The organism is Maritalea sp. (assembly GCF_047634455.1).
GTDB lineage: Bacteria > Pseudomonadota > Alphaproteobacteria > Rhizobiales > Devosiaceae > Maritalea.
The window spans coordinates 83086-102862 of the sequence record NZ_JBLIAI010000004.1 but is presented as its reverse complement, the minus strand read 5'-3'; the positions used below and the strand labels follow the sequence as shown (position 1 = coordinate 102862).

The window sequence follows — 19777 nt, the reverse complement described above, 5'->3', positions numbered from 1 at the left end:
GATCATGATCAAAAACGCCAAAGAAGCGGATACCTACCCCAACATATTGGAAGTCAAGCAGCTCTCTACCAGTTTTCTGGTTGGCGGCAACCAACTCAAAGCGGTCGATGAAGTCAGCTTTGAAGTCGCGGAAGGTGAAGTGCTCGGCATTGTCGGCGAAAGCGGCTCTGGCAAGTCGATTACTTTGCGGTCCATCATCGGCCTATCGCGGCGTTATGGCGAAGTGTCAGGCGAGGTGAATTGGCACGGGAAAAATCTGGTTACCATGCCGGAGCGCGATCTGCGCAAAATCCGTGGCAAAGACATTGCGATGATTTTCCAAGAACCAATGTCATCGCTCAATCCGCTCCTCACGGTTGGCCTGCAAATCCGCGAGAACCTGGTCGAGCACACCAATTTGGATAAAAGCGGCAGGAAGAACCGTGCCATTGAACTTTTGGAAATGGTCGGTATTCCAGACGCAGCGAACCGCTTGAGCGACTATCCGCATCAATTCTCCGGTGGTATGCGCCAGCGGGTGATGATTGCAATTGCTCTGGCGTCAAATCCAAAGCTTTTACTGGCGGACGAACCCACTACCGCGCTTGACGTGACCATCCAAAAGCAAATCCTGAAGCTGATCTTGGACCTATCCAAAGACCTTGGCATGGCGGTGATTTTGGTAACCCACGATTTGGGCGTTGCTGCGCAAACATGTGATCGGTTAGCCGTGATGTATGGCGGAAAGCTAGTTGAAACCGGCGCGACCCGCGATGTGCTGCGTGATCCGCAACATCGTTACACAATGGGGTTGCTCAAATCGGTTCCCGAAAACATTGCGCCGCGCACGCAGCTCTATTCGTTGCCCGGCACTCCGCCGAGTTTGTTGAACTTACCAAAAGGCTGCGCCTTTGCGCCGCGCTGCGCGCATCGTGTTGCATCCTGTGCAGATGCAAAGCCGCCGCTGGTTGGCGCAACTCATCAAGTGGCGTGCTTTAATCCGGTTGATGACGATCAAAAATCAATGGGGGCTGCGTAAATGTCCGGTCCGGTGCTTAGAACAGATAATCTCGTTCTACATTTCAAGAAAACCCGCTCCTTGCTTGACCTCCTGTCCGGTAAGCCTGCGCAAGCTGTGCAGGCGCTTAATGGCGTTTCTATAGAGTTGCAAAAAGGCGAAACGCTCGGCATCGTTGGCGAAAGCGGTTGCGGCAAATCAACTTTGGCGCGCGCTATCGCTGGGCTATATAAACCACAATCGGGCGATATTGAGTATGACGGGGTTTCCATCGCCAAAAATAAGGGCGCAGCGCAGCGAGAATATAATCGCCGGGTGCAAATGATCTTCCAAGATCCTTACTCGTCGCTTAATCCGCGCCTGCGGGTCGGCGATATGCTGCGCGAAGCGCTAAGCGTGCACAAAATGCGCCCACCTAAGGAAATTGAGAAGCGTATTTACGAGCTGCTTGAATTGGTTCGTCTGCCGCGGGACGCCGCTGATAAGTTGCCGCACGAGTTCTCTGGTGGTCAACGCCAGCGCATCGCCATTGCGCGCGCTTTGAGCGTGGAGCCAGAAGTGTTGATTGCCGATGAACTGGTGTCTGCGCTTGACGTATCCGTGCAAGCCCAAGTGGTCAATTTGTTATTGACCCTGCAAGATGAACTTGGGTTGACCGTTCTGTTTGTCGCCCATGATCTGCGACTTGTGCGTCATGTGTCGCATCGTGTTGCCGTTATTTACTTAGGGTCTGTAGTTGAAGTCGGGTCCGCAAGTGGATTGTTCGCCAACCCTAAACATCCATACTCGCAAGCGCTGTTAAGTGCTGCGCCGTCGCTTGATCCGGATGAAAAAGGCAATCAGATTGTGCTTTCTGGCGAACTGCCCAGCCCCCTCAATATCCCATCTGGCTGTGCATTTCATAGTCGTTGCCCAATCGCTCAAGCTATATGCCGTCAGACGAAGCCAACGCTGCAAGGCAATCCTGAAACCGGACAAGTTGCGTGCCATCTTGTCGATCCAACTTCGAATTAGGCCAATCTATGCTAAAACAGTTCTCCGTTCAAAAAGAGCGGCTCTCAGCCATTCGTCGCGTGCTCAAATCCAACGGGCTTGATGGCCTTATCATTCCGCGGTTTGATGCGCACATGGCCGAGTACATCGCCCCTTGCGATCGACGTTTACAGTGGGCAACCGGGTTCTCCGGTTCTGCGGGTGTTGCGCTGATCACACTGGACGAAGCCATTATTTTTGTTGATGGCCGCTACACTGTGCAAGTCCGTGAACAGTGTCCAGATGATTTGTTCCAATATCGGCATTTGCATGATGAGCCGCTAAAAGACTGGTTTGCTCAATGCCAAGATCGCAACAAAACATTTGCCTTTGATCCGATGCATATTCCGTTCGACTGGCACCAAGCATTCAAAGCGGCAGTCAAAAAATCGCACAATTTCTTGGTGTCGACAGAAGGCAATATCATTGATCAATTGTGGGAAGATCGGCCCGAACCTTCAGAGGTGCTAGCAAGGCCATTTGGCGAAGCGTTCTGTGGTGAGCATTCTCAATCAAAACGCGCGCGCATTGCTAAGCTGCTTGAGCAATCTGGTGCGGATATGCTGGTGGAAAATCAATCGGACAATATCGCGTGGCTGTTAAACATTCGTGGCGATGACATTGCCTATAACCCGTTCGTCAATTCGTTTTTGACCCTAGATAAGACCGGCGAAGTGACATGGTTTGTTGATCATCAAAAAGTGCCGCAGGACCGCTCCGCATTCGAACTGGAGGGCGTGAATATTCGCGCACCAGAAAGCTTTTTGACAGCAGTAGAACAAGCAGCAACGCAAGGGTTGAAGCTAAGTTGTGATCCGGCAATGTTGCCCGTCGCTGTTAAGTTTGCGGCGGGTGATGCGGAAACTATCACATTGCAACCCAGTCCGATCACACTGGCAAAAGCGCAAAAAAACGCCACAGAGCTAGAGGGCATGCGCGACTGTCATATCCAAGACGGCGTTGCTTGGGTGCAGTTGGCGCACTGGCTGCAACAAAATGTTGTACGTCGCGCCGATGCAGGCAACCCGATAACGGAATTGGAAACGGCCGCCAAAATCGAGCAATTGCGCGCCGAAACCGACACGTTTGAACAACTCAGTTTTGATGTGATTTCGGGTTCTGGACCGAACGGCGCCATGTGCCACTATAAGGTCAACGCACAATCAAACCGGCCAATTGCAGCCAATGATATCTATTTGCATGATTCAGGCGGGCAGTTCACAAATGGCACCACAGACGCAACCCGTACGTTTGTTTTCGAGCCGCCCTCGCGCGAATTTTGTGAAAACTACACCGCGGTTCTAAAAGGGTTTATTGCGCTCGCCAATGTGCGGTTCCCAACCAAAACCTATGGCCACCACTTAGACGCCATCGCGCGCGCGCCGCTTTGGGCTATGGGCAAAGACTATGATCACGGCACGGGTCATGGTGTTGGACACAATCTTTCCGTCCATGAACAACCTCAACGCATCGGCCGCGCAATAAACGAGATTGAACTTGTACCCGGCATGGTGATCAGCATTGAGCCGGGGTTTTATGTGGCGGGCGAATATGGCATCCGCATCGAGAACTTGTTCGAGGTGACAAAGGCAAAAGATGGCTACTTGCAGTTTGAAACACTGTCGATGATCCCGATTGCAAAAGCGCCAATCGTGGGTGAAATGTTGACCAAAGATGAGATCAATTGGTTGAACAATTATCACCGCTTGGTCGAGGGAAAACTTGCAGATTTGGTGCCGCCCGAGTTGAAAGGCTATTTGGCACAAGCAACCGCTCAGATTTAGTTCTGCATAAATGTATGAAAGAGGGCGTATCGCATTTGACGCCGTTCCTTTTTACTCACCGTATCGGCTTTATTACCGCAAAGCTGTTTATGTTTGTGGAGGACGGCGGAACGGCGTGCTGAAATGGTAAATGCAGCTGCTACATCGTTCCGAACCTCTTCTAAAGATTTGCAATCGCAAGGAAATTCTGTACGCTGAATGTATGAGTATGCAAAAACAGCACTTCAGCGAGATGTCTTCTGAAAACGGCGTAAGACCAACTTACCGTCATTACGACGCATGGTTTTCCGAACAAGATCATGGGCGACTTGCCAAAAAAGCGGCGCAGGCTGAGGCGTTTTTTAGGCGGAGCGGTATCACCTTCAATGTTTACGGGCAAACAGATGCAGAGGAGCGTTTGATCCCGTTTGATTTGGTGCCAAGGATTGTTTCAAACACCGAATGGAGCAAGTTAGCAAAGGGTATTGATCAGCGTGTAAGAGCAATCAACGCGTTTTTGCACGACATATATAATCGCCAGGAAATTTTACGCGCTGGTGTGGTGCCGAAACAATTGATTGCACAGAACGACGCTTTTTTGCCGCAGATGATGGATTTTAGCCCCCCGGGGGACGTTTATACGCACATTGTTGGTACGGATATCGTGCGCACCGGCGAAGATGATTTTTTTGTACTTGAGGACAATGCGCGTACGCCCTCTGGCGTCAGCTATATGCTGGAAAACCGCGAAACAATGTTGCAAATGTTTCCAGAACTATTCAGCAAGATCAAAGTGCAATCGGTCAGCAACTACCCAAAGGACTTGCGCCGCTCGCTTGAAGCTTGCGCACCAAAGTCATGTGAGGGGCGGCCATGTGTGGTTATTCTAACGCCGGGTATTCACAACTCAGCCTATTACGAGCATAGCTTTTTAGCAGATCAAATGGGCGTTGAGTTGGTAGAGGGGCATGATTTGCGCGTGGTTGATGGTCATGTGGCCATGCGCACCACACGCGGTTATCGGGTTATCGATGTTATTTATCGCCGGGTAGATGATGAATATCTTGACCCGCTGACCTTCAACCCAAATTCGACATTGGGTGTGCCGGGCATTATGGACATTTATCGTGCGGGCAATGTAACGATTGCCAATGCGCCTGGAACTGGGGTGGCTGATGACAAAGCCGTCTACAGCTATATTCCTGAAATCATTGAGTTCTATACGGGCGAAAAAGCTATTCTAAAAAACGTCGAAACTTACCGTTGTTCGGAACCAGATGCCTTGAAATATGTGCTGAGCAATCTAGCTGAATTGGTTGTGAAAGAAGTGCATGGGTCTGGCGGATACGGGATGTTGGTTGGCCCTGCTGCCAGCAAACGTGAATTGGCTGAATTTGAAGCGAAGTTGAAAGCGCGACCAGACAATTATATCGCGCAACCCACACTTTCCTTGTCCACGGTTCCCATTTTTACCAAAAAAGGTTTGGCACCACGCCACGTTGATTTGCGGCCGTTTGCGCTGGTCTCTCCGAACGGGGTCGACATTACGCCGGGCGGTTTAACGCGTGTTGCATTGAAAGCTGGCAGTTTGGTGGTTAATTCGAGTCAAGGCGGCGGCACAAAAGACACTTGGGTATTGGAAGACTGATATGTTGGGGAAAACCGCAGGTGGCCTTTATTGGATGTTCCGTTTTCTTGAGCGTGCTGAGAACACGGCTCGATTGATTGAGGCTGGATTTCGAATTGCGTTGACGCGATCAAATGACACCGAGTCTGAATGGAAATCTGTGATTGTCACATTGGCAGCGCAGCGGGGATTTGAGGCAAAACACGACACCTATGACAGTACGCAGGTCATCAATTATTTGCTTCGGGACGCTGATAATCCGAGCTCGGTTTTGTCGGTTATAAAATCGGCGCGCGACAATGCACGGCTGGTGCGCACTGCGCTGACGACTGAAGTTTGGATGTCTGTCAACGAAACGTGGATGCTCTTGTCCGATATTTTGAAAAATCAGGTGCGTGACGTCGATTTGCCAGAAGTATTGTCAACCATCAGGCAGCAGACCGCGCTGGTTCGTGGAGCACTTATTGGCACGATGCTTCGAAAAGATACTTATCATTTTTGTCAGATTGGTATCCATATTGAGCGTATCGACAACACGGCGCGTATTATTGACGTTAAGTATTTTTCTTTGCTTCCTGCGTCTTCGTTTGTCGGTGGTCGGCTCGACAATGTGCAATGGGAGACATTGCTTCGATCTGTCTCGGCGCATAGGTCGTTTCGATGGGCGGTCGAGGACGGTTTTACAGGACCCGCAATTGCCAAATTTTTGATATTGGATCGACGATTACCGCGTTCACTGTCGTTCTGTATTGATGAAATTGTTGCCAATCTTGGCCAACTTGAACAAACCTACGGGGAAAGAGCCGCATGTCATGACCAAGCTGATGCCTTGTTGATGCGATTTCGAAATCGTGACATTTCAACAATATTTGATGAAGGACTGCACGAATTCATCAGCTCCATTATCCAAGATACAGCAAATCTTGGATATCAGATTGAACAAGATTTTAGGTTTAACATCTAAATGCAACTCCAGATATCTCATACCACACTCTATCGCTATGATCAGCCGGTTGACTATGCTCTGCAACGTGTGCATTTGCGGCCACTGAGTACCAATAACCAAGATGTTGGTTCTTGGGACCTTATTGTAGATGGCGGTCAGATTGAAGCTAGCTATCAAGACCATTATGGCAATCACACTGACCTGGTGAGCACTTTGCCCGGCACGCAAACATTGTCGGTTACCGCGACAGGTTCAGTGACAACCCATGATTCAAACGGCATTATCGGCAAAGTTTATGGTCGCGCGCCGCTTTGGCATTTTTTGCAAGCCACGTCCTTAACAAGTCCAGGGCCCAAAATTCGGGCTCTATCGAAAATCATTGATCAGAGCAGCGATCCGCTGTCTGGGCTGCACGCACTGTCCGCTGCTCTTTTGGAAGCGGCACCTTATAAAGTCGGTGCAACAGACGCTGAAACGAAAGCTGAAGACGCTTTGGTGATGGGGAATGGCGTCTGCCAAGATCATGCGCACATTTTTGCATCCGCTGCTCGATTAGCCGGTATCCCAACGCGGTATGTGAGCGGGTATTTGATGATCAATGAGCAAGTTGATCAGGACGCCAGCCATGCTTGGGCCGAGGTGCATGTGGACGATTTGGGCTGGGTTGGCTTTGATGTATCGAACGGGGTTGCGCCGGACGAAAAATATGTTCGCCTTGCTGTGGGACGCGATGCCCGCGATGCGGCTCCAATCAAAGGGATGCGGCTTGGGAACTCGGATGAATCAATGATTGTATCTTTGCAAGTGCAGCAGTAGATAGAGGTGAAGAAACCTTTTTGGATTGAGTAGATGACATATTGTGTTGGCATGCGGTTAAACCATGGCCTGGTTTTGATGGCCGACACGCGCACCAGTGCTGGGGTAGATAATTTTTCGGTGAGCAGAAAAATGTTCACCTGGTTTGTTCCGGGCGAATGCGCCTTCACAATTATGACTGCCGGTAATCTTGCAACGACACAGGCGATGATTAGTCTGTTGGAAGAGCGCTCGAAAACGGTTGAAGAGCGTGATCCTAGCATTCTGCGTCAGCCCTCAATGTTTCAGGTTGCCCGACTTGTTGGCGAAACTTTGAAAGAAGTTATCGCGGATAGCAGCCCAAACGGGCAGACATCTGATGATCAATTTCGAGCGTCGGTAATTCTTGCGGGTCAGGTGAAGGATGGTAAACCGACGATTTTTCTGATTTACCCAGAGGGTAACTTTATCGAAGTTACTGAGGACACCCCATTTTTTCAAATTGGCGAAACGAAATATGGCAAGCCCATTCTTGTGCGGGCATATGATGCGGACATGAGCTTTGATGATGCTGTAAAACTGTTGCTGGTTTCGTTTGACTCAACAATTAAATCCAATCTTTCGGTCGGGTTGCCAATTGATATTCTTGTTTATGAGAATGACAGTTTTGACCTGGGTCGACAAAAACGTGTTGAGGTGGGTGATGCGATATATCAAAGCATTTCAACCGGCTGGGGTGCTGCGCTAAAAGAGGCTTTTCATAAGCTGCCACGCTATTCAGTGTAGGAAGTTTGCAAGGTTTTTGTCGTAGCGGCGCTTCATTTTATGGCTAATTGTTGAACATCGCATTTGGCAGTAAAAGTGCGATTTCTGGGAAGATCACGATCAGTGCCAGTGTGACGATCATTGCAAGCCAAAAGGGCATGATACCGGCAAAAATTGTCTCAATCTTTACATCAGCGACAACGCTTTTTACAATAAAGACATTGACCCCGACGGGCGGTGAAATAAGCCCCATTTCCAATACGATAACCATAACGACGCCGAGCCATATCGGGTCAAAACCCATGCCGACGACCAATGGAAACACAATTGGCAGCGTTATGACGAGCAGCGAAAGCCCTTCGATGAACATGCCCAAAATCACGTAACCAAGCAAAATAATGGCCAGTGTGCCGTAGGTGCCTAGCGCCAAACCCGTCATGCCATTGGCTATTGTTTCAGGCAAGTGCGATAGCGAAACGAACGGGCTGAACACATTTGCGCCGACCAAGATGAAGAAGGCCATGCCTGTGGTTTTTAGCGTTTCCGCACTCACATCGTATAGCGTTTTGGCGTCGCACTTGCCACGGATGATCAGCATGACCAACGCGAAGAACGCGCCTACGCCAGCCGCCTCCACAGGCGTGAAAAAGCCCGTATAAATGCCGCCGATAGTGATGAATATGATGATGCCGATTCCGGTTGCCCGCACCAAGCTTGTTAGTTTTTCCCTGGTGCTGAATTTGGGGCCGCGTGGCCCCTCTTCGGGCCAAAAGAATGTGACAATCGAAATGGCGACCAAAAACATCGTCGTGAGCAAAATGCCCGGCAATACGCCTGCCATAAACAAGCGTCCAATCGATTCCTCGGTCAGTACGGCGTAGATTACAAAGCCAGTGGATGGTGGAATGAGAATGCCAAGTGTCCCGCCCGCAGCGATTGATCCGGTGGCCAAACGTGCGCCATAATTGAAACGCCGCATCTCTGGATATGCCACTTTACCCATCGTGATTGCTGAGGCTATTGAAGAGCCGGACAGAGCTGCAAATCCTGCGCAACCGACAATTGTTGCGGCGGCTAGACCGCCTTTGAAGTGGCCAATGATCTTGTGCGCGGCTTCGAACAAATCGCGGCTCAACCCAGCGGATGAAGCCAAGTTTCCCATCAGAATGAACAGCGGAATAATCGTCAATTCATAAACGGTAACGGTTGCAAATGCCTGCCCACTTAGGGTGAATGCAGCGGCTTGAAATCCAGACAGCAAAATCGTGCCAACAAAACCAACAATGAGCAAAGCAACAGCAACAGGTGTGCCTATCGCCAAAAATATGAATAGGGCGGCGAAGCCCAAGACGCCATAGAGTTCCGGGCTCATCGCAATACTCTTTCTAAAACAACAAGGACCGCGGATACGCCACAGCCTGCAGCTACCGCATAATATGAAGGGCCATAGGGCAGCTGCAAAAGCAGGGTTGCCTCGCCAAACGTTGCCGCCTCTAACGCATTAAAAAAAGCGCGCCAAGCCACGTAACCCAGCATGATTGCCCCGAGAGCTGTTACCAGCCAATCAAGCCAATATTGCACGGGTTTAGGCATCATCAGCACCAAAGTATCAATGGCAATCAATCTGCCCGCGATCACGCACAATGGGAAACTTGCTGCTACCGCGAACGACAGCAATATCTGGGCGTAATCGTTCGCCCCGAAAACCGGTTTGTTGAAAAACGACCGAAGTAATGCGTCTGAAACGGACAGTCCCATCAAGGCGAAAATGATCAAGGCGCCGCTTATGACAAGCGGCACCTCGACCCAGTTGCGCCAGCCAGAGCTTTTCTGGATTGACGCGCCAAAGTCTTGCTTTGACATATTTATTTACTGCCAAGCGCGGCAACGATCGCGTGGGCGTCAACGCCGTTTTCGGAGCCGATTTTGTCAATGAATGCGTTCAGCGTATCTTCCATTTGTGCACGGAATTCCGCGTCTGCTGCTGCGTCAATTTCAATCATTTCAACGCCGCTGTCTTTCGCCAGTTGAAGGCCAGCCTGGCCTGCATCATAAAAAGCTTTTGCGCCACGCAAGCTCATTGCACGTCCGGTAAGGGCGTCCAGTTTTGCTTTGTGGTCGTCACTCAGGTTGTCCCAGCTAGATTTGTTCATCAAGAGATAGAAACTATCCAAAGCTGATGGGATATTTGTTGTGACATACTTTGCGGTTTCGTTGAGTTTGTATGATCGAATGCCTGATGGACCAATCATGACTGCATCTATAACGCCTGTATTCATCGCGTTATATGTTTCGGTTGTTGGCATGGATACTGGAACGCCGCCCCAGGCTTTGACCAGCTCAGCCATCACAGGGTTTGGTGTGCGAATTTTCATGCCTTGCATGTCGGCCAGCGTGCGCACGGCTTTATTGCTGGTGATCAAAACAGATGGGTTATTTGCCCAAAGGCCAAGCAGTTTGGTTTGCGCGTACTCATCTTCGATAAGGCCGATATTGTCCCACAATGCGTTGGTGGCCTCGGTGCCATTGGCGAATAGGCCCGGAATATGCACCATGCCGGTTTTTGCGAATTGCTGCGGCGTGTAATCTGGAATGCCGAACACGATGTCGGCAACGCCGGTTACGACCCGCTTATACTGTTGAACTGGTCCCTTTCCCAATTCACCAGACGGGTAAATGCGCATGGTCAATTCACCGCCAGTGGCGGCATTGATTTCCTCGGCCAGTGGCGACATTACGCCTTGGTCCATTGGATGCATGGCTGGCATAAAGTGCGCGATTTTTAGCTCGGCTGCGTTGGCCGCTGTCGCCCCAAATGTCACACTTGCGGCCAGAATTGTTGCCGACGCTACAGCGCCAAATACGTTTCTTACTGTTTTCATTGGTCTCCCCCCTCAAAAAAATAACGATATGTACTTAACATAGATAGTTATCCATGTTAACCGTCTATTTGAATATGTTATAATGCTTGTCAGCTCAATTCTTGGAGGCATGCATTGGCGGAAGAATATACGTTACATAATCGCGTCGGTTTTAAGGTGACGCGGTTGGCAAGAATTATGGAGGCGCGGCTAGAAAAGCAGCTATCAGTACACGGCGTTACGCGCCTCATGTGGTGCGTTTTGCGTGGCGTTGGGATGGAAGATGTGAATACTCCCTCGGGCTTGGCGGACTATATCTGCATTGCGCGACCTGCGGTCTCGAGGCTTCTAAAAAGCATGGAGGAGCGGGGGTTTGTGGAGCGCAGCGGTATTTATGATGACAAGCGTTTTACCGAGGTTGTGCTGACAGAATTGGGCGAAGAAAAAATGAAAGCTTGCCACATTTTGGTGCGTGCATTGAACGATCATTTCGCCCAAAAATTGGATGTTGAAACCTATAGGGTTTTGATGAGCGCCATAGATGTTCTGACAGAGGGAGAAGACGTGAAACTGATGCGTCTCTAGTCGCGAATCGATTTGGGGGATGAGTGAAAAAAGCCAAAAATTTAATTGATCTGCGCTCAGATGCTGTCGCCAAGCCCTGCGTCAATATGTTGGCTGGGATGATGGCTGCTGAAGTGGGCGACGACCAATACCAGGATGATCGCGAAACCAATTTGTTGCAGGAAGAAATTGCCCAAGAGCTAGGCAAAGAGTCCGCGCTTTGGGTGCCCTCTGGAACAATGGCCAATCAAATTGCGCTGCGTGTCGCCACCAACCCGGGCGACGATGTTATCGTTTCGACGCAAAGCCACGCGGTTTGGCACGAGGCTGGCGCAGGTGCAGCAAATGCTAGTGTGCAGTTCACCGAAATCGGTAGTGCTGGTCGGTTTGCGGCAAGTGATTTTGAAGATGCCATCAAACCGCGTAATCACCACATATATCCGCCAACAACGATGGTTCAAGTTGAAAATACGCACAATCGGTGTGGAGGTGGAGTTTTTGATTTTGAGGTGCTCATCGCAATTTGCGATTTGGCAAAAAGCGCTGGCGTTTTCAGTTACCTTGATGGTGCGCGTTTGTGGAACGCTGCAATATTTGGCGGGCAAAGTGTTGCCGCGTTGGCAGCGCCGTTTGATGCTGTGATGGTCTCAATGTCAAAAGGACTTGGCGCGCCGGGTGGTTCCGTTTTGGCGGGGAATGCTGATTTTATTCAGTCCGCCATTCGGCAAAGACGAATGTTGGGCGGCGCGATGCGGCAAACTGGCTATTACGCCGCTGCCGGGCGCTTTGCGTTGAAGAACAATATCGCGCGGCTATTTGAAGATCATGCCCATGCAGGGCAAATGGCAAGGCTTGTAAATGAAAGTCAATATATCGAGTTGGACGTGAGCTCAGTGTGCACCAACATTGTGGTTTTTAAGCTCAATGAATGGGCAATTAGTGCTTTCAGTTTGGTGGCAGCCCTTAAAGAACATGGTGTCTTGGTGAATGCTTTGGACAACAGAACTATACGGCTGGTTAGCCACCTTGGGGTTGATGAAAAAGACTGTATCTTTGCGGCAAACGCCGTTGTTCGGCTTGTCGAAGAAATGAGTGCGAACACTGCTTCGCTGTAAATGGAACTTTGAGTATGAAGTATTTCTCCGACAAACATCGTCCAGTACATTTAGGTCCATTCCCACTGGAACGGCTTGAACGTGCTGCTTCTGGTGTAACAGATTTTTCGAATGTTCCTGTTTGTGAACAGTTGAATTTTGTCGATGAGAATTCGCCAGAAAACATTGTCAATGCCATGAGCGAAGCGCAAGCCATGCTGGACGCCATTCGTGACGGGCTGATCAACAAGGCCAAAGCGGAAGTGCCGAATGATCTGAGAGAGCGGCAAAACCACATGAAGGCGTTCGGGTATTTTTGTGATGTTTCGATGGCGGCAACCTGTTCATTTGGCCCGGAACTGTTGCTCGCTCAGCCGTTTCGCAATCCCGACATTGATGCGCTCGCAGAAAAACTAAGAACAAACCAAACCAAATCCTTAGCTTCTGGCGTTGACGTCATCATGGCAGATTTGCGTGACGCAATGAACGCGCCACCCAAGGAGATGTTGGGGCATAAACACGCGCTGGTATTTTTGGTCGAGCAACCGCGTGAAGTCCGTCAAGATGAACCTGGAAGCGTATGGTTGAAGGGGGCGGGCCATGCCAGATCCGCATTGCGGAGCATGGAAACGGCAGTCATTTTGGCGCAGTATTTGCGCTTGTTAGGCTATGAAGCGCGGGCGCATGGCCATTCAACATCTGATGTGGACCTCAACCGACTGGCAGTTGCATCCGGTTTAGCGACGATTGAAAATGGAGAACTCTACAATCCATATCTTGGTACGCGGTTTTCAATTGCGGCGGTAACCACCGAGTTTGAGTTTGCGCATGATTTGCCTTTGGTGCCATTTGCGGAGCAGCCGAAATCCAAAACCCATGGGTTTGCCTGGAAATTTGGGGTAGGGACCGCAAAAAGCGCCGCCAATCTTGATCCGTACAAAAATCGACGGTTTGTTGATGGAATGCATCCGTTTGAAACGTTAAAACGCCAAGACAAGCCGACAACCTTTATCGATGAAGACCGTGTGCCGCGGGTACCCAAACGGACAGATATGTTTGCGCGCTCATTGTTCGGCGATATGGGAAAGAAAAACCAGCAGGCGTCGCGCAACGGCCATTATGTTCGCAAAACAGCCCCGTCGATGGCGCAGCGGCGCGGGCTTGGCGCATTTGTTTTGTTGCAGGATGGCGGCCAAGAGGCAACGGCCACTGCGGCTACGAAAAACCCGAACACCAATGCCGAAAATATCAAAGCGATGTCATACTTTTTGGGGGTCGACGCGGTTGGGGTGTCTCGCTGTCCAGAATGGACGTGGTATTCCCACGATGCGACGGGCGAGCCAATAATCCCCCCGCATGATCAAGCGATTTCAATGGTGATTGATCAGGGCTATGAAACCATGGAAGGCGCATCGGGCGATGATTGGATTGCGGTTTCGCAGTCCATGCGAGCCTATCTGCGGTTTTCGATTTTCGGCAGCATTGTTGCCAAACAAATTCGTCGACTTGGTTACAAAGCCAAAGCCCATTCTGTGATGGATGGCGAGGTGTTGCAACCGCCGCTTTTGCTGTTGTCCGGGCTTGGTGAGGTTAGCCGGATCGGCGAGGTTATTCTTAACCCGTTTCTGGGGCCGCGCTTGAAGTCAGGCGTTGTTACGACCGACATGCCGATGGCGCATGACAAACCGATTTCGTTTGGGTTGCAGCAGTTCTGCGAGAGTTGCAACAAATGTGCGCGCGAATGTCCGGCTGGGGCGATTACTGCGGGGCCAAAATTGATGTTTAATGGCTATGAGACGTGGAAGTCTGACAGCCAAAAATGCACGACCTACCGGATCACCAACGAAGGGGGCGCGATGTGTGGGCGCTGTATGAAAACCTGTCCTTGGAATTTAGAAGGCATATTTGCTGAGGCTCCTTTTCGCTGGGTCGCAATGAACGTGCCAAAGGCTGCGCCCGCTTTGGCCAAGCTTGACGATTTTGTTGGCAATGGTGAGCGCAATGAGATTAAAAAATGGTGGTGGGACCTCGAAATTCAGGACGATGGTGGCTACCGGCCCACCGCCCATAAGGTGAATAAACGGGACTTGCAAAAAGATCTCGATCTGAAATTTGAAGATCAAACCTTGGCGGTATATCCCGCCAATCTTGCGCCTCACCCTTGGCCGTTTCCGTTCCCGATGGATCGCGAAAAGGGGATCGAAGCCTATCAAGCCATGATTACCGCAAAGCAATACCAAGCCAAACTGGCAGTGGGCGAAACGGATGGTTTGGCACACGAGTATAAGATTGAAGGTGATGCGCCAGTTGTTCGGGTTGAAATTACTAAAGCTGAGAAAATGACCGACGGCGTTACCAAATATGAGTTCTCGTCGATCATTGGCGACGATTTGCCTGAATGGACTGCGGGCGCGCATTTGGACATTGTGGTCGCACCAGAGTTTTTGCGACAATATTCTATGTCGGGTGATCCAAGTGATCGTTCCAAATATCAAATCGGCGTTTTACGAGAGGATGAGGGTCGCGGCGGTTCTGCTTTACTCCACCGAATTTTCACAGTTGGACGCAAGATTTTTGTTTCAAAACCAATCAATCATTTTCCATTGGATGAGACGGCCAACAAAACCTATTTGATGGGCGGTGGCATTGGCATCACGCCGATGATTGCAATGGCGCATCGGCTGCATGCAATTGGAGCAGATTTTGTTGTCCATTATTCCTGCTCATCTCGCTCCACTGCAGGATACCTAGCGGATTTGGCGGCAGCGGACTGGGCAGATCGTGTCAATCTCCATTTTAGCGACGAAGGCAGTCGTGCGGACTTGGATGCGGAGCTTGGCGAATATGTTGTGGGCGCACATGTTTATACATGCGGGCCCGAGCGCTACATGCAATCGGTGATGGAAGCGGCCGAGCGGCAAGGCTTTGCAGAAGAAGAGCGGCATATCGAATATTTCAACGTGCCTGAATTGCCGGATTATGAAAACCATCCATTCACGCTAAAACTTGTGAAATCAGGCAAAAGCTTTGAGGTGCCTGCGGACAAAACCGCAACCGATGTTTTGGCCGAAAATGGCATCCATGTGGATGTGAAATGTTCGGATGGCATTTGCGGCGTGTGCAAATGCGGTTTGGTGTCGGGTGAGGTGGAACATAGAGATTTTGTGCTGTCGAAGAAACAAAAAGAGACCTCGATAATTCTCTGCCAATCGCGCGCGGCGGCTGCAAATGGTGAGATCGAAGTGGATCTGTAATCATGTATCTGTGCCCAAAATTTCTTCATTGAAGGGTTAGGTTTGTCCACGCGACGTGCTATTGGCGATAGTCAACGAGTTTGAATGTCGGGAATGGCGTGAGATGGTTACGATCAAAGACGTGTCAACACGGGCAGGTGTTTCCAAGTCCACGGTGTCGCGATTTATTGCGGATAACGGATATGTTTCGGATGAGAAGCGCAAAGCAATCGAAACAGCGATAAACGAGCTCAATTATCGCCCAAACAAAATGGCACGTGGGCTGCGTTCCAATAGATCAGATATTATCGGCTTGGTTGTGGTTGATGTGGCGAGCCCGTTTTATGCGCAATTGGCTGGCGGTGTTCAATCTGCTTGCCGCGAAGCAGGTAAAAGCCTTTTGGTCACCAGTGGCTATGCGGAACAAGAGAGTGAAAGCCGGGCAATAATTGAACTTGTCGATCGCTCGTGTGACGGTCTTATCCTTTACCTTGAAAATCCAATGGACGATGCGGTCGCCGAGCTGGTGCAAAAAGCCAAGCTGCCTGTGGTGGTGATTGGCAGTGATCCATATGTTGTGGCGCAGGCCAGCGTCTCGGTTGATAATAAAGCTGGCGCCTATCAATCCATGAAAATGCTACTTGATAAAGGGCATCGCGAAATCGTCCATTTCAATGGGCCATTGGATTTTCGAGATGCGCGTGATCGGTTGGACGGTGTAGCGCTGGCATTGGGTGAAGTTGGTTTGCAACTAAGCGATATTATTGTGCGGCACGGGGCGTTTTCAGATCAATTTGGCTATGACGCCACAATGGATTTGCTGCAATCAACCCGGAAGTTTACCGCAATTGTTGCGGGTGACGACGATATAGCCGCTGGGTGCATGCTTGCGCTCAAACACAACAACATAAATGTGCCGAATGAGGTTTCGATAATCGGGTTTGACGATAACTTCCATGCCCGACATTTGACCCCTAGTCTAACGACAAATCGCCAACCCATTGTAAAGATGGGACAAGTTGCAGTTGAAATGTTGCTGCAGCTTTTGTTGAAAATGCCTGTTGCAGATCAAAATGTGGTTTTAAAGACTGAATTGATTGAGCGGGAAAGCGTCGCGCGCATATCAAGTTAGCGGTTTCTCCTGATCCCAGCGACCAAATCCCAAAAATCCAAATTTCTAGTTGCGCCTATGGGATCGTTCCCATAAAGTCGCAATTGCAATACTCTCGTGAGGGCGAGATGTTGCGTGATGTGGGAACGATCCCATATCATATAGCGAGGAGGAAATCATGAATAAACTGGCTATAAGATTGGCCGTTATTGCTATGTGTGGCACGTCGATAGGCGGCGCGGCTCTAGCCGAAGAAACATTGCTGCGTATGTTGCCACGGCACACGGACGCGCATGTGCAAAACTTTAATCCCTACAATTACGGTGGGCCGTCTGCTTATGTGCAGGACTTTGCCTATGAACCATTGTGGATTTACAACATTTTCCACCCGGAGAAGCCTTTCCCGGCGCTTGCCACTTCTTATGATGTCGCTGACGACCTGATGAGCGTGACCTACCATTTACGTGAAGGCGTGAAATGGTCGGACGGTGAAGCATTTACGGCAGACGATGTGGTGTTTACGTTTAACTACGATAAGGCAAACCCAGAATTTCCAATTGGCTATGACATTTTCGATGCGGCTAATGACAGCGGCAATATTGTGTCGGTTGAAGCATTGGATGATTTGACGGTCCGCTTTAACTTGGATCATGCTGACAGCTTGGCACATTTGACAATTGGCACGGTTTATCCGCTTCCAGAGCACATTTGGAGTTCTGTGGAAGATCCTCGCAACTATGATAATAAAAGCGTTGTGGGGACCGGCCCTTGGACCGAGGTGACAGATTTTAGCCGATCTTCGTATAAGCTGTGCCGCAATCAATATTTCCGAGGTGATGCGGAGAATAAGATTGATTGTTTGTTGTACCCACAATTGTCTGGCAACGAGCAAGTTATTGCCGCTTTGAGCCGTGGTGATTTGGATTGGTCGGGCGATGGCATGACTGATCCAGAAATTACTTTCACGCCGAAGAGCGAGTACAACAATTATTGGTTGCCTGCTGCTGGCAATACCAACTTGCAACTGAATACAACAAAAGCGCCGTTTAACAATCTTGAATTCCGCAAAGCGATGAGCCAAGCGATTGATCGGCAAACGATTTTGGAAATCTCAACGTTTGGGCTGACCACAGAATCCAAATACCCAATTGGCACGGGTGAGTTTTATGCTGGCTGGTACAATGAAGAAGAGTTGGCGCCCTACAAATATCTCATGGAATATAATCCAGAAGCGGCAGCAAAACGGCTTGATGATGCTGGTTTTGTTGATGCAGATGGCGACGGCTGGCGCGACAACCCAGATGGAACCGCGATTGATTTCAAAATGTCTGTGCCTTCAGGTTGGACCGATTGGGTCAATACCCTGCAAACAGTGTCTGAAAACCTTCAAGACATTGGCGTGAATGCAAATCTGCACACGCCAGAAGAAGGTTCATGGTTCGATACAATCCCAACCGGCGATTACGATGTGTTCATCATGTGGGTTGAGAGCTACACAACACCTTGGCGCACATATAAGGGCATGTTTAATCCACGCTCTATGGTTCCAGGACAGATCCGTGAACCGGCGATGCACCAAATGCGCATTCCAGCCATTGAAGAAGCATTAGAAGTCGTGGCTGCAACGTCGGACGAGGCTGTACAGCGCGCCAAAATCCAAGAGGTTGAATTATTGGTGGCGCAAAATCTGCCAGTGATTTCCCTGTTTGCGAACCCAAGCTGGTACCAATATTCAACCCGTCGATTTGAGGGTTGGGTATCAAAAGACAACCCTTACGTGCGGCCAATGCTGCATCAGGGTACCCCTGAGCGTGTTATCCACGCTTTGTCTTTGAAGCCAGTAAACTAAGCTTTTAAGTAGCAATCTGGGTGGGCGCGCAATAGGTGCCCACCCATTTGACAGGGGTTTACTATGCAGTTTTTGCTCAGGCGATTGGCGTTTTATTGCGCAGCGTTTTTTGTTGCCATCACGCTCAACTTCTTCATTCCCCGGTGGATGCCGGGTGATCCGACAACTCGGATATTTGCGTCATTGCGCGGCAAGTTACGGCCTGAACAAATGGACGCCATCCGTAAATCTTATGGGTTCGATGGATCACTTTGGGATCAGTATGTGGCCTATCTGGGCAAGCTGGCGCAGTTTGACTTTGGCATTTCAACGATCAATTTCCCTGAGCCAACTTCTGCCCTGCTGTACTATTCCGCTGTTTGGACATTGCTGCTCGTCGGCATGGCCACAGCGATATCCTTCGTCATTGGCATTGTTATGGGCATCTATGCGGCGTCACATCGCGGCGGATTTTTCGACAGTGTTTTCACACCAGTCAATGTGATGTTGAACGCGTTTACCCCAGCAATTGTGGCATTGATCTTGTTTTATGCGTTCTCGTTTCAACTCGAATGGTTTCCGCTGGGGCGCGCACATTCGTTAAGCGTTCAGCCGGGTTGGGATTGGGCGTTCATTTTGAGCGTCGCCCACCATGCTGTGCTGCCGGTGCTCTCCATTGTCATTGTGACCTTTGGGTCGTGGCACCTTGGTATGCGCAACACGATGATCAATTTATTGAACGAAGACTTTGTGGTGCTCGCAAAAGCCAAGGGCTTGAGCGCCAGCCGCGTCCAGTATCGCTATGTGGCACGCAACGCGATTTTGCCGCAAATTACGTCGCTCGCCCTTTCGATTGGATTTGTGCTCGGTGGAGCCTTGATCACGGAGGTGGTGTTCAACTATCCCGGGCTCGGCAAGTTCACGCTGACGGCGATCCAGTCGCGCGACTATTCATTTGTTCAAGCACAGATGTTGTTGTTAACGGCCAGCGTGCTGGTCGCCAATCTTTTTTCAGACATTTTGAATGTCATTTTTGATCCGCGTTTGCGCTCGCATAGCCGCGTTTGACGGGGAGGAAACCAAATGAACGGTCAAACTCATATGCCCAATATTGCGCCAACGCCTGAAGAGGTGGCGCGTGAACTCGGGTTAAAACCGCAG

General features: G+C 50.1%; 16 protein-coding genes. 13 read left to right on the top strand and 3 right to left on the bottom strand.

Translation table 11 applies throughout. The annotated features are described in order from the left end of the window. The first annotated feature begins 4 nt into the window (after positions 1-4). The 7 genes from ACJAZW_RS02705 to ACJAZW_RS02675 all read left to right on the top strand — a co-directional run bounded on the left by ACJAZW_RS02705 (position 5) and on the right by ACJAZW_RS02675 (position 7946). Complete coding sequence (locus tag ACJAZW_RS02705) at positions 5-1018, top strand: ABC transporter ATP-binding protein (RefSeq protein ID WP_415155326.1); 1014 nt, start codon at positions 5-7, stop codon at positions 1016-1018. Beyond that, the gene (locus tag ACJAZW_RS02700; protein ID WP_415155325.1) at positions 1019-2011 is read left to right on the top strand and encodes an ABC transporter ATP-binding protein; all 993 of its coding nucleotides are present in this window, start codon (positions 1019-1021) and stop codon (positions 2009-2011) included. An 8-nt stretch (positions 2012-2019) separates the two neighbouring features. Next, positions 2020-3813: an aminopeptidase P family protein gene (locus ACJAZW_RS02695; protein WP_415155324.1), complete on the top strand. Its 1794-nt coding sequence runs from the start codon at positions 2020-2022 to the stop codon at positions 3811-3813. Positions 3814-4015: 202 nt separating this feature from the next. After that, positions 4016-5440: a circularly permuted type 2 ATP-grasp protein gene (locus ACJAZW_RS02690; protein WP_415155323.1), complete on the top strand. Its 1425-nt coding sequence runs from the start codon at positions 4016-4018 to the stop codon at positions 5438-5440. A 1-nt stretch (position 5441) separates the two neighbouring features. Continuing rightward, positions 5442-6383: an alpha-E domain-containing protein gene (locus ACJAZW_RS02685; protein WP_415155322.1), complete on the top strand. Its 942-nt coding sequence runs from the start codon at positions 5442-5444 to the stop codon at positions 6381-6383. Beyond that, entirely contained in the window at positions 6384-7181 is a 798-nt protein-coding gene (locus ACJAZW_RS02680) for a transglutaminase family protein (RefSeq protein ID WP_415155321.1), read from the top strand. 33 nt (positions 7182-7214) lie between these two features. Continuing rightward, positions 7215-7946 carry a peptidase gene (locus tag ACJAZW_RS02675; RefSeq protein WP_415155320.1) on the top strand — a complete coding sequence of 244 codons (732 nt, stop codon included), beginning with the start codon at positions 7215-7217 and terminating at the stop codon, positions 7944-7946. Positions 7947-7989: 43 nt separating this feature from the next. Here ACJAZW_RS02675 and ACJAZW_RS02670 read toward each other — a convergent pair whose 3' ends face one another. From ACJAZW_RS02670 to ACJAZW_RS02660, 3 genes are read right to left on the bottom strand one after another with little or no spacing between them, the layout of a single operon-like run. Continuing rightward, positions 7990-9297 carry a TRAP transporter large permease gene (locus ACJAZW_RS02670; RefSeq protein WP_415155319.1) on the bottom strand — a complete coding sequence of 436 codons (1308 nt, stop codon included), beginning with the start codon at positions 9295-9297 and terminating at the stop codon, positions 7990-7992. After that, positions 9294-9788: a TRAP transporter small permease gene (locus ACJAZW_RS02665; protein ID WP_415155318.1), complete on the bottom strand. Its 495-nt coding sequence runs from the start codon at positions 9786-9788 to the stop codon at positions 9294-9296. Before ACJAZW_RS02665 ends, ACJAZW_RS02670 begins: the two co-directional genes overlap by 4 nt. Before the next feature lie 2 nt (positions 9789-9790). Next, a complete protein-coding gene (locus tag ACJAZW_RS02660) occupies positions 9791-10807 on the bottom strand; it encodes a TRAP transporter substrate-binding protein (protein WP_415155317.1) in 1017 nt (338 codons plus the stop codon). A 114-nt stretch (positions 10808-10921) separates the two neighbouring features. On the opposite strand from ACJAZW_RS02660, the gene ACJAZW_RS02655 reads away from it, so the two are divergent. The 6 genes from ACJAZW_RS02655 to ACJAZW_RS02630 all read left to right on the top strand — a co-directional run bounded on the left by ACJAZW_RS02655 (position 10922) and on the right by ACJAZW_RS02630 (position 19684). Next, positions 10922-11371: a MarR family winged helix-turn-helix transcriptional regulator gene (locus ACJAZW_RS02655; RefSeq protein ID WP_415155316.1), complete on the top strand. Its 450-nt coding sequence runs from the start codon at positions 10922-10924 to the stop codon at positions 11369-11371. 23 nt (positions 11372-11394) lie between these two features. Further along, positions 11395-12465 carry a threonine aldolase family protein gene (locus ACJAZW_RS02650; protein ID WP_415155315.1) on the top strand — a complete coding sequence of 357 codons (1071 nt, stop codon included), beginning with the start codon at positions 11395-11397 and terminating at the stop codon, positions 12463-12465. Positions 12466-12479: 14 nt separating this feature from the next. Continuing rightward, entirely contained in the window at positions 12480-15698 is a 3219-nt protein-coding gene (locus ACJAZW_RS02645; protein ID WP_415155314.1) for a reductive dehalogenase, read from the top strand. A 103-nt stretch (positions 15699-15801) separates the two neighbouring features. Further along, positions 15802-16809 carry a LacI family DNA-binding transcriptional regulator gene (locus ACJAZW_RS02640; protein ID WP_415155313.1) on the top strand — a complete coding sequence of 336 codons (1008 nt, stop codon included), beginning with the start codon at positions 15802-15804 and terminating at the stop codon, positions 16807-16809. A 157-nt stretch (positions 16810-16966) separates the two neighbouring features. Then, positions 16967-18637 (top strand): ABC transporter substrate-binding protein, encoded by a 1671-nt coding sequence (locus tag ACJAZW_RS02635; protein ID WP_415155312.1) that lies wholly within the window; start codon positions 16967-16969, stop codon positions 18635-18637. Positions 18638-18700: 63 nt separating this feature from the next. Next, the gene (locus ACJAZW_RS02630) at positions 18701-19684 is read left to right on the top strand and encodes an ABC transporter permease (RefSeq protein WP_415155311.1); all 984 of its coding nucleotides are present in this window, start codon (positions 18701-18703) and stop codon (positions 19682-19684) included. The last annotated feature ends 93 nt before the right edge of the window (positions 19685-19777 follow it).

Excerpts from the sequence above, each read along its gene's own strand:
- ACJAZW_RS02705 (WP_415155326.1), top strand. The coding sequence starts at position 5 with ATGATCAAAAACGCCAAAGAAGCGGATACCTACCCCAACATATTGGAA.
- ACJAZW_RS02700 (WP_415155325.1), top strand. The coding sequence starts at position 1,019 with ATGTCCGGTCCGGTGCTTAGAACAGATAATCTCGTTCTACATTTCAAG.
- ACJAZW_RS02695 (WP_415155324.1), top strand. The coding sequence starts at position 2,020 with ATGCTAAAACAGTTCTCCGTTCAAAAAGAGCGGCTCTCAGCCATTCGT.
- ACJAZW_RS02690 (WP_415155323.1), top strand. The coding sequence starts at position 4,016 with ATGAGTATGCAAAAACAGCACTTCAGCGAGATGTCTTCTGAAAACGGC.
- ACJAZW_RS02685 (WP_415155322.1), top strand. The coding sequence starts at position 5,442 with ATGTTGGGGAAAACCGCAGGTGGCCTTTATTGGATGTTCCGTTTTCTT.
- ACJAZW_RS02680 (WP_415155321.1), top strand. The coding sequence starts at position 6,384 with ATGCAACTCCAGATATCTCATACCACACTCTATCGCTATGATCAGCCG.
- ACJAZW_RS02675 (WP_415155320.1), top strand. The coding sequence starts at position 7,215 with ATGACATATTGTGTTGGCATGCGGTTAAACCATGGCCTGGTTTTGATG.
- ACJAZW_RS02670 (WP_415155319.1), bottom strand. The coding sequence starts at position 9,297 with ATGAGCCCGGAACTCTATGGCGTCTTGGGCTTCGCCGCCCTATTCATA.
- ACJAZW_RS02665 (WP_415155318.1), bottom strand. The coding sequence starts at position 9,788 with ATGTCAAAGCAAGACTTTGGCGCGTCAATCCAGAAAAGCTCTGGCTGG.
- ACJAZW_RS02660 (WP_415155317.1), bottom strand. The coding sequence starts at position 10,807 with ATGAAAACAGTAAGAAACGTATTTGGCGCTGTAGCGTCGGCAACAATT.
- ACJAZW_RS02645 (WP_415155314.1), top strand. The coding sequence starts at position 12,480 with ATGAAGTATTTCTCCGACAAACATCGTCCAGTACATTTAGGTCCATTC.
- ACJAZW_RS02640 (WP_415155313.1), top strand. The coding sequence starts at position 15,802 with ATGGTTACGATCAAAGACGTGTCAACACGGGCAGGTGTTTCCAAGTCC.
- ACJAZW_RS02635 (WP_415155312.1), top strand. The coding sequence starts at position 16,967 with ATGAATAAACTGGCTATAAGATTGGCCGTTATTGCTATGTGTGGCACG.
- ACJAZW_RS02630 (WP_415155311.1), top strand. The coding sequence starts at position 18,701 with ATGCAGTTTTTGCTCAGGCGATTGGCGTTTTATTGCGCAGCGTTTTTT.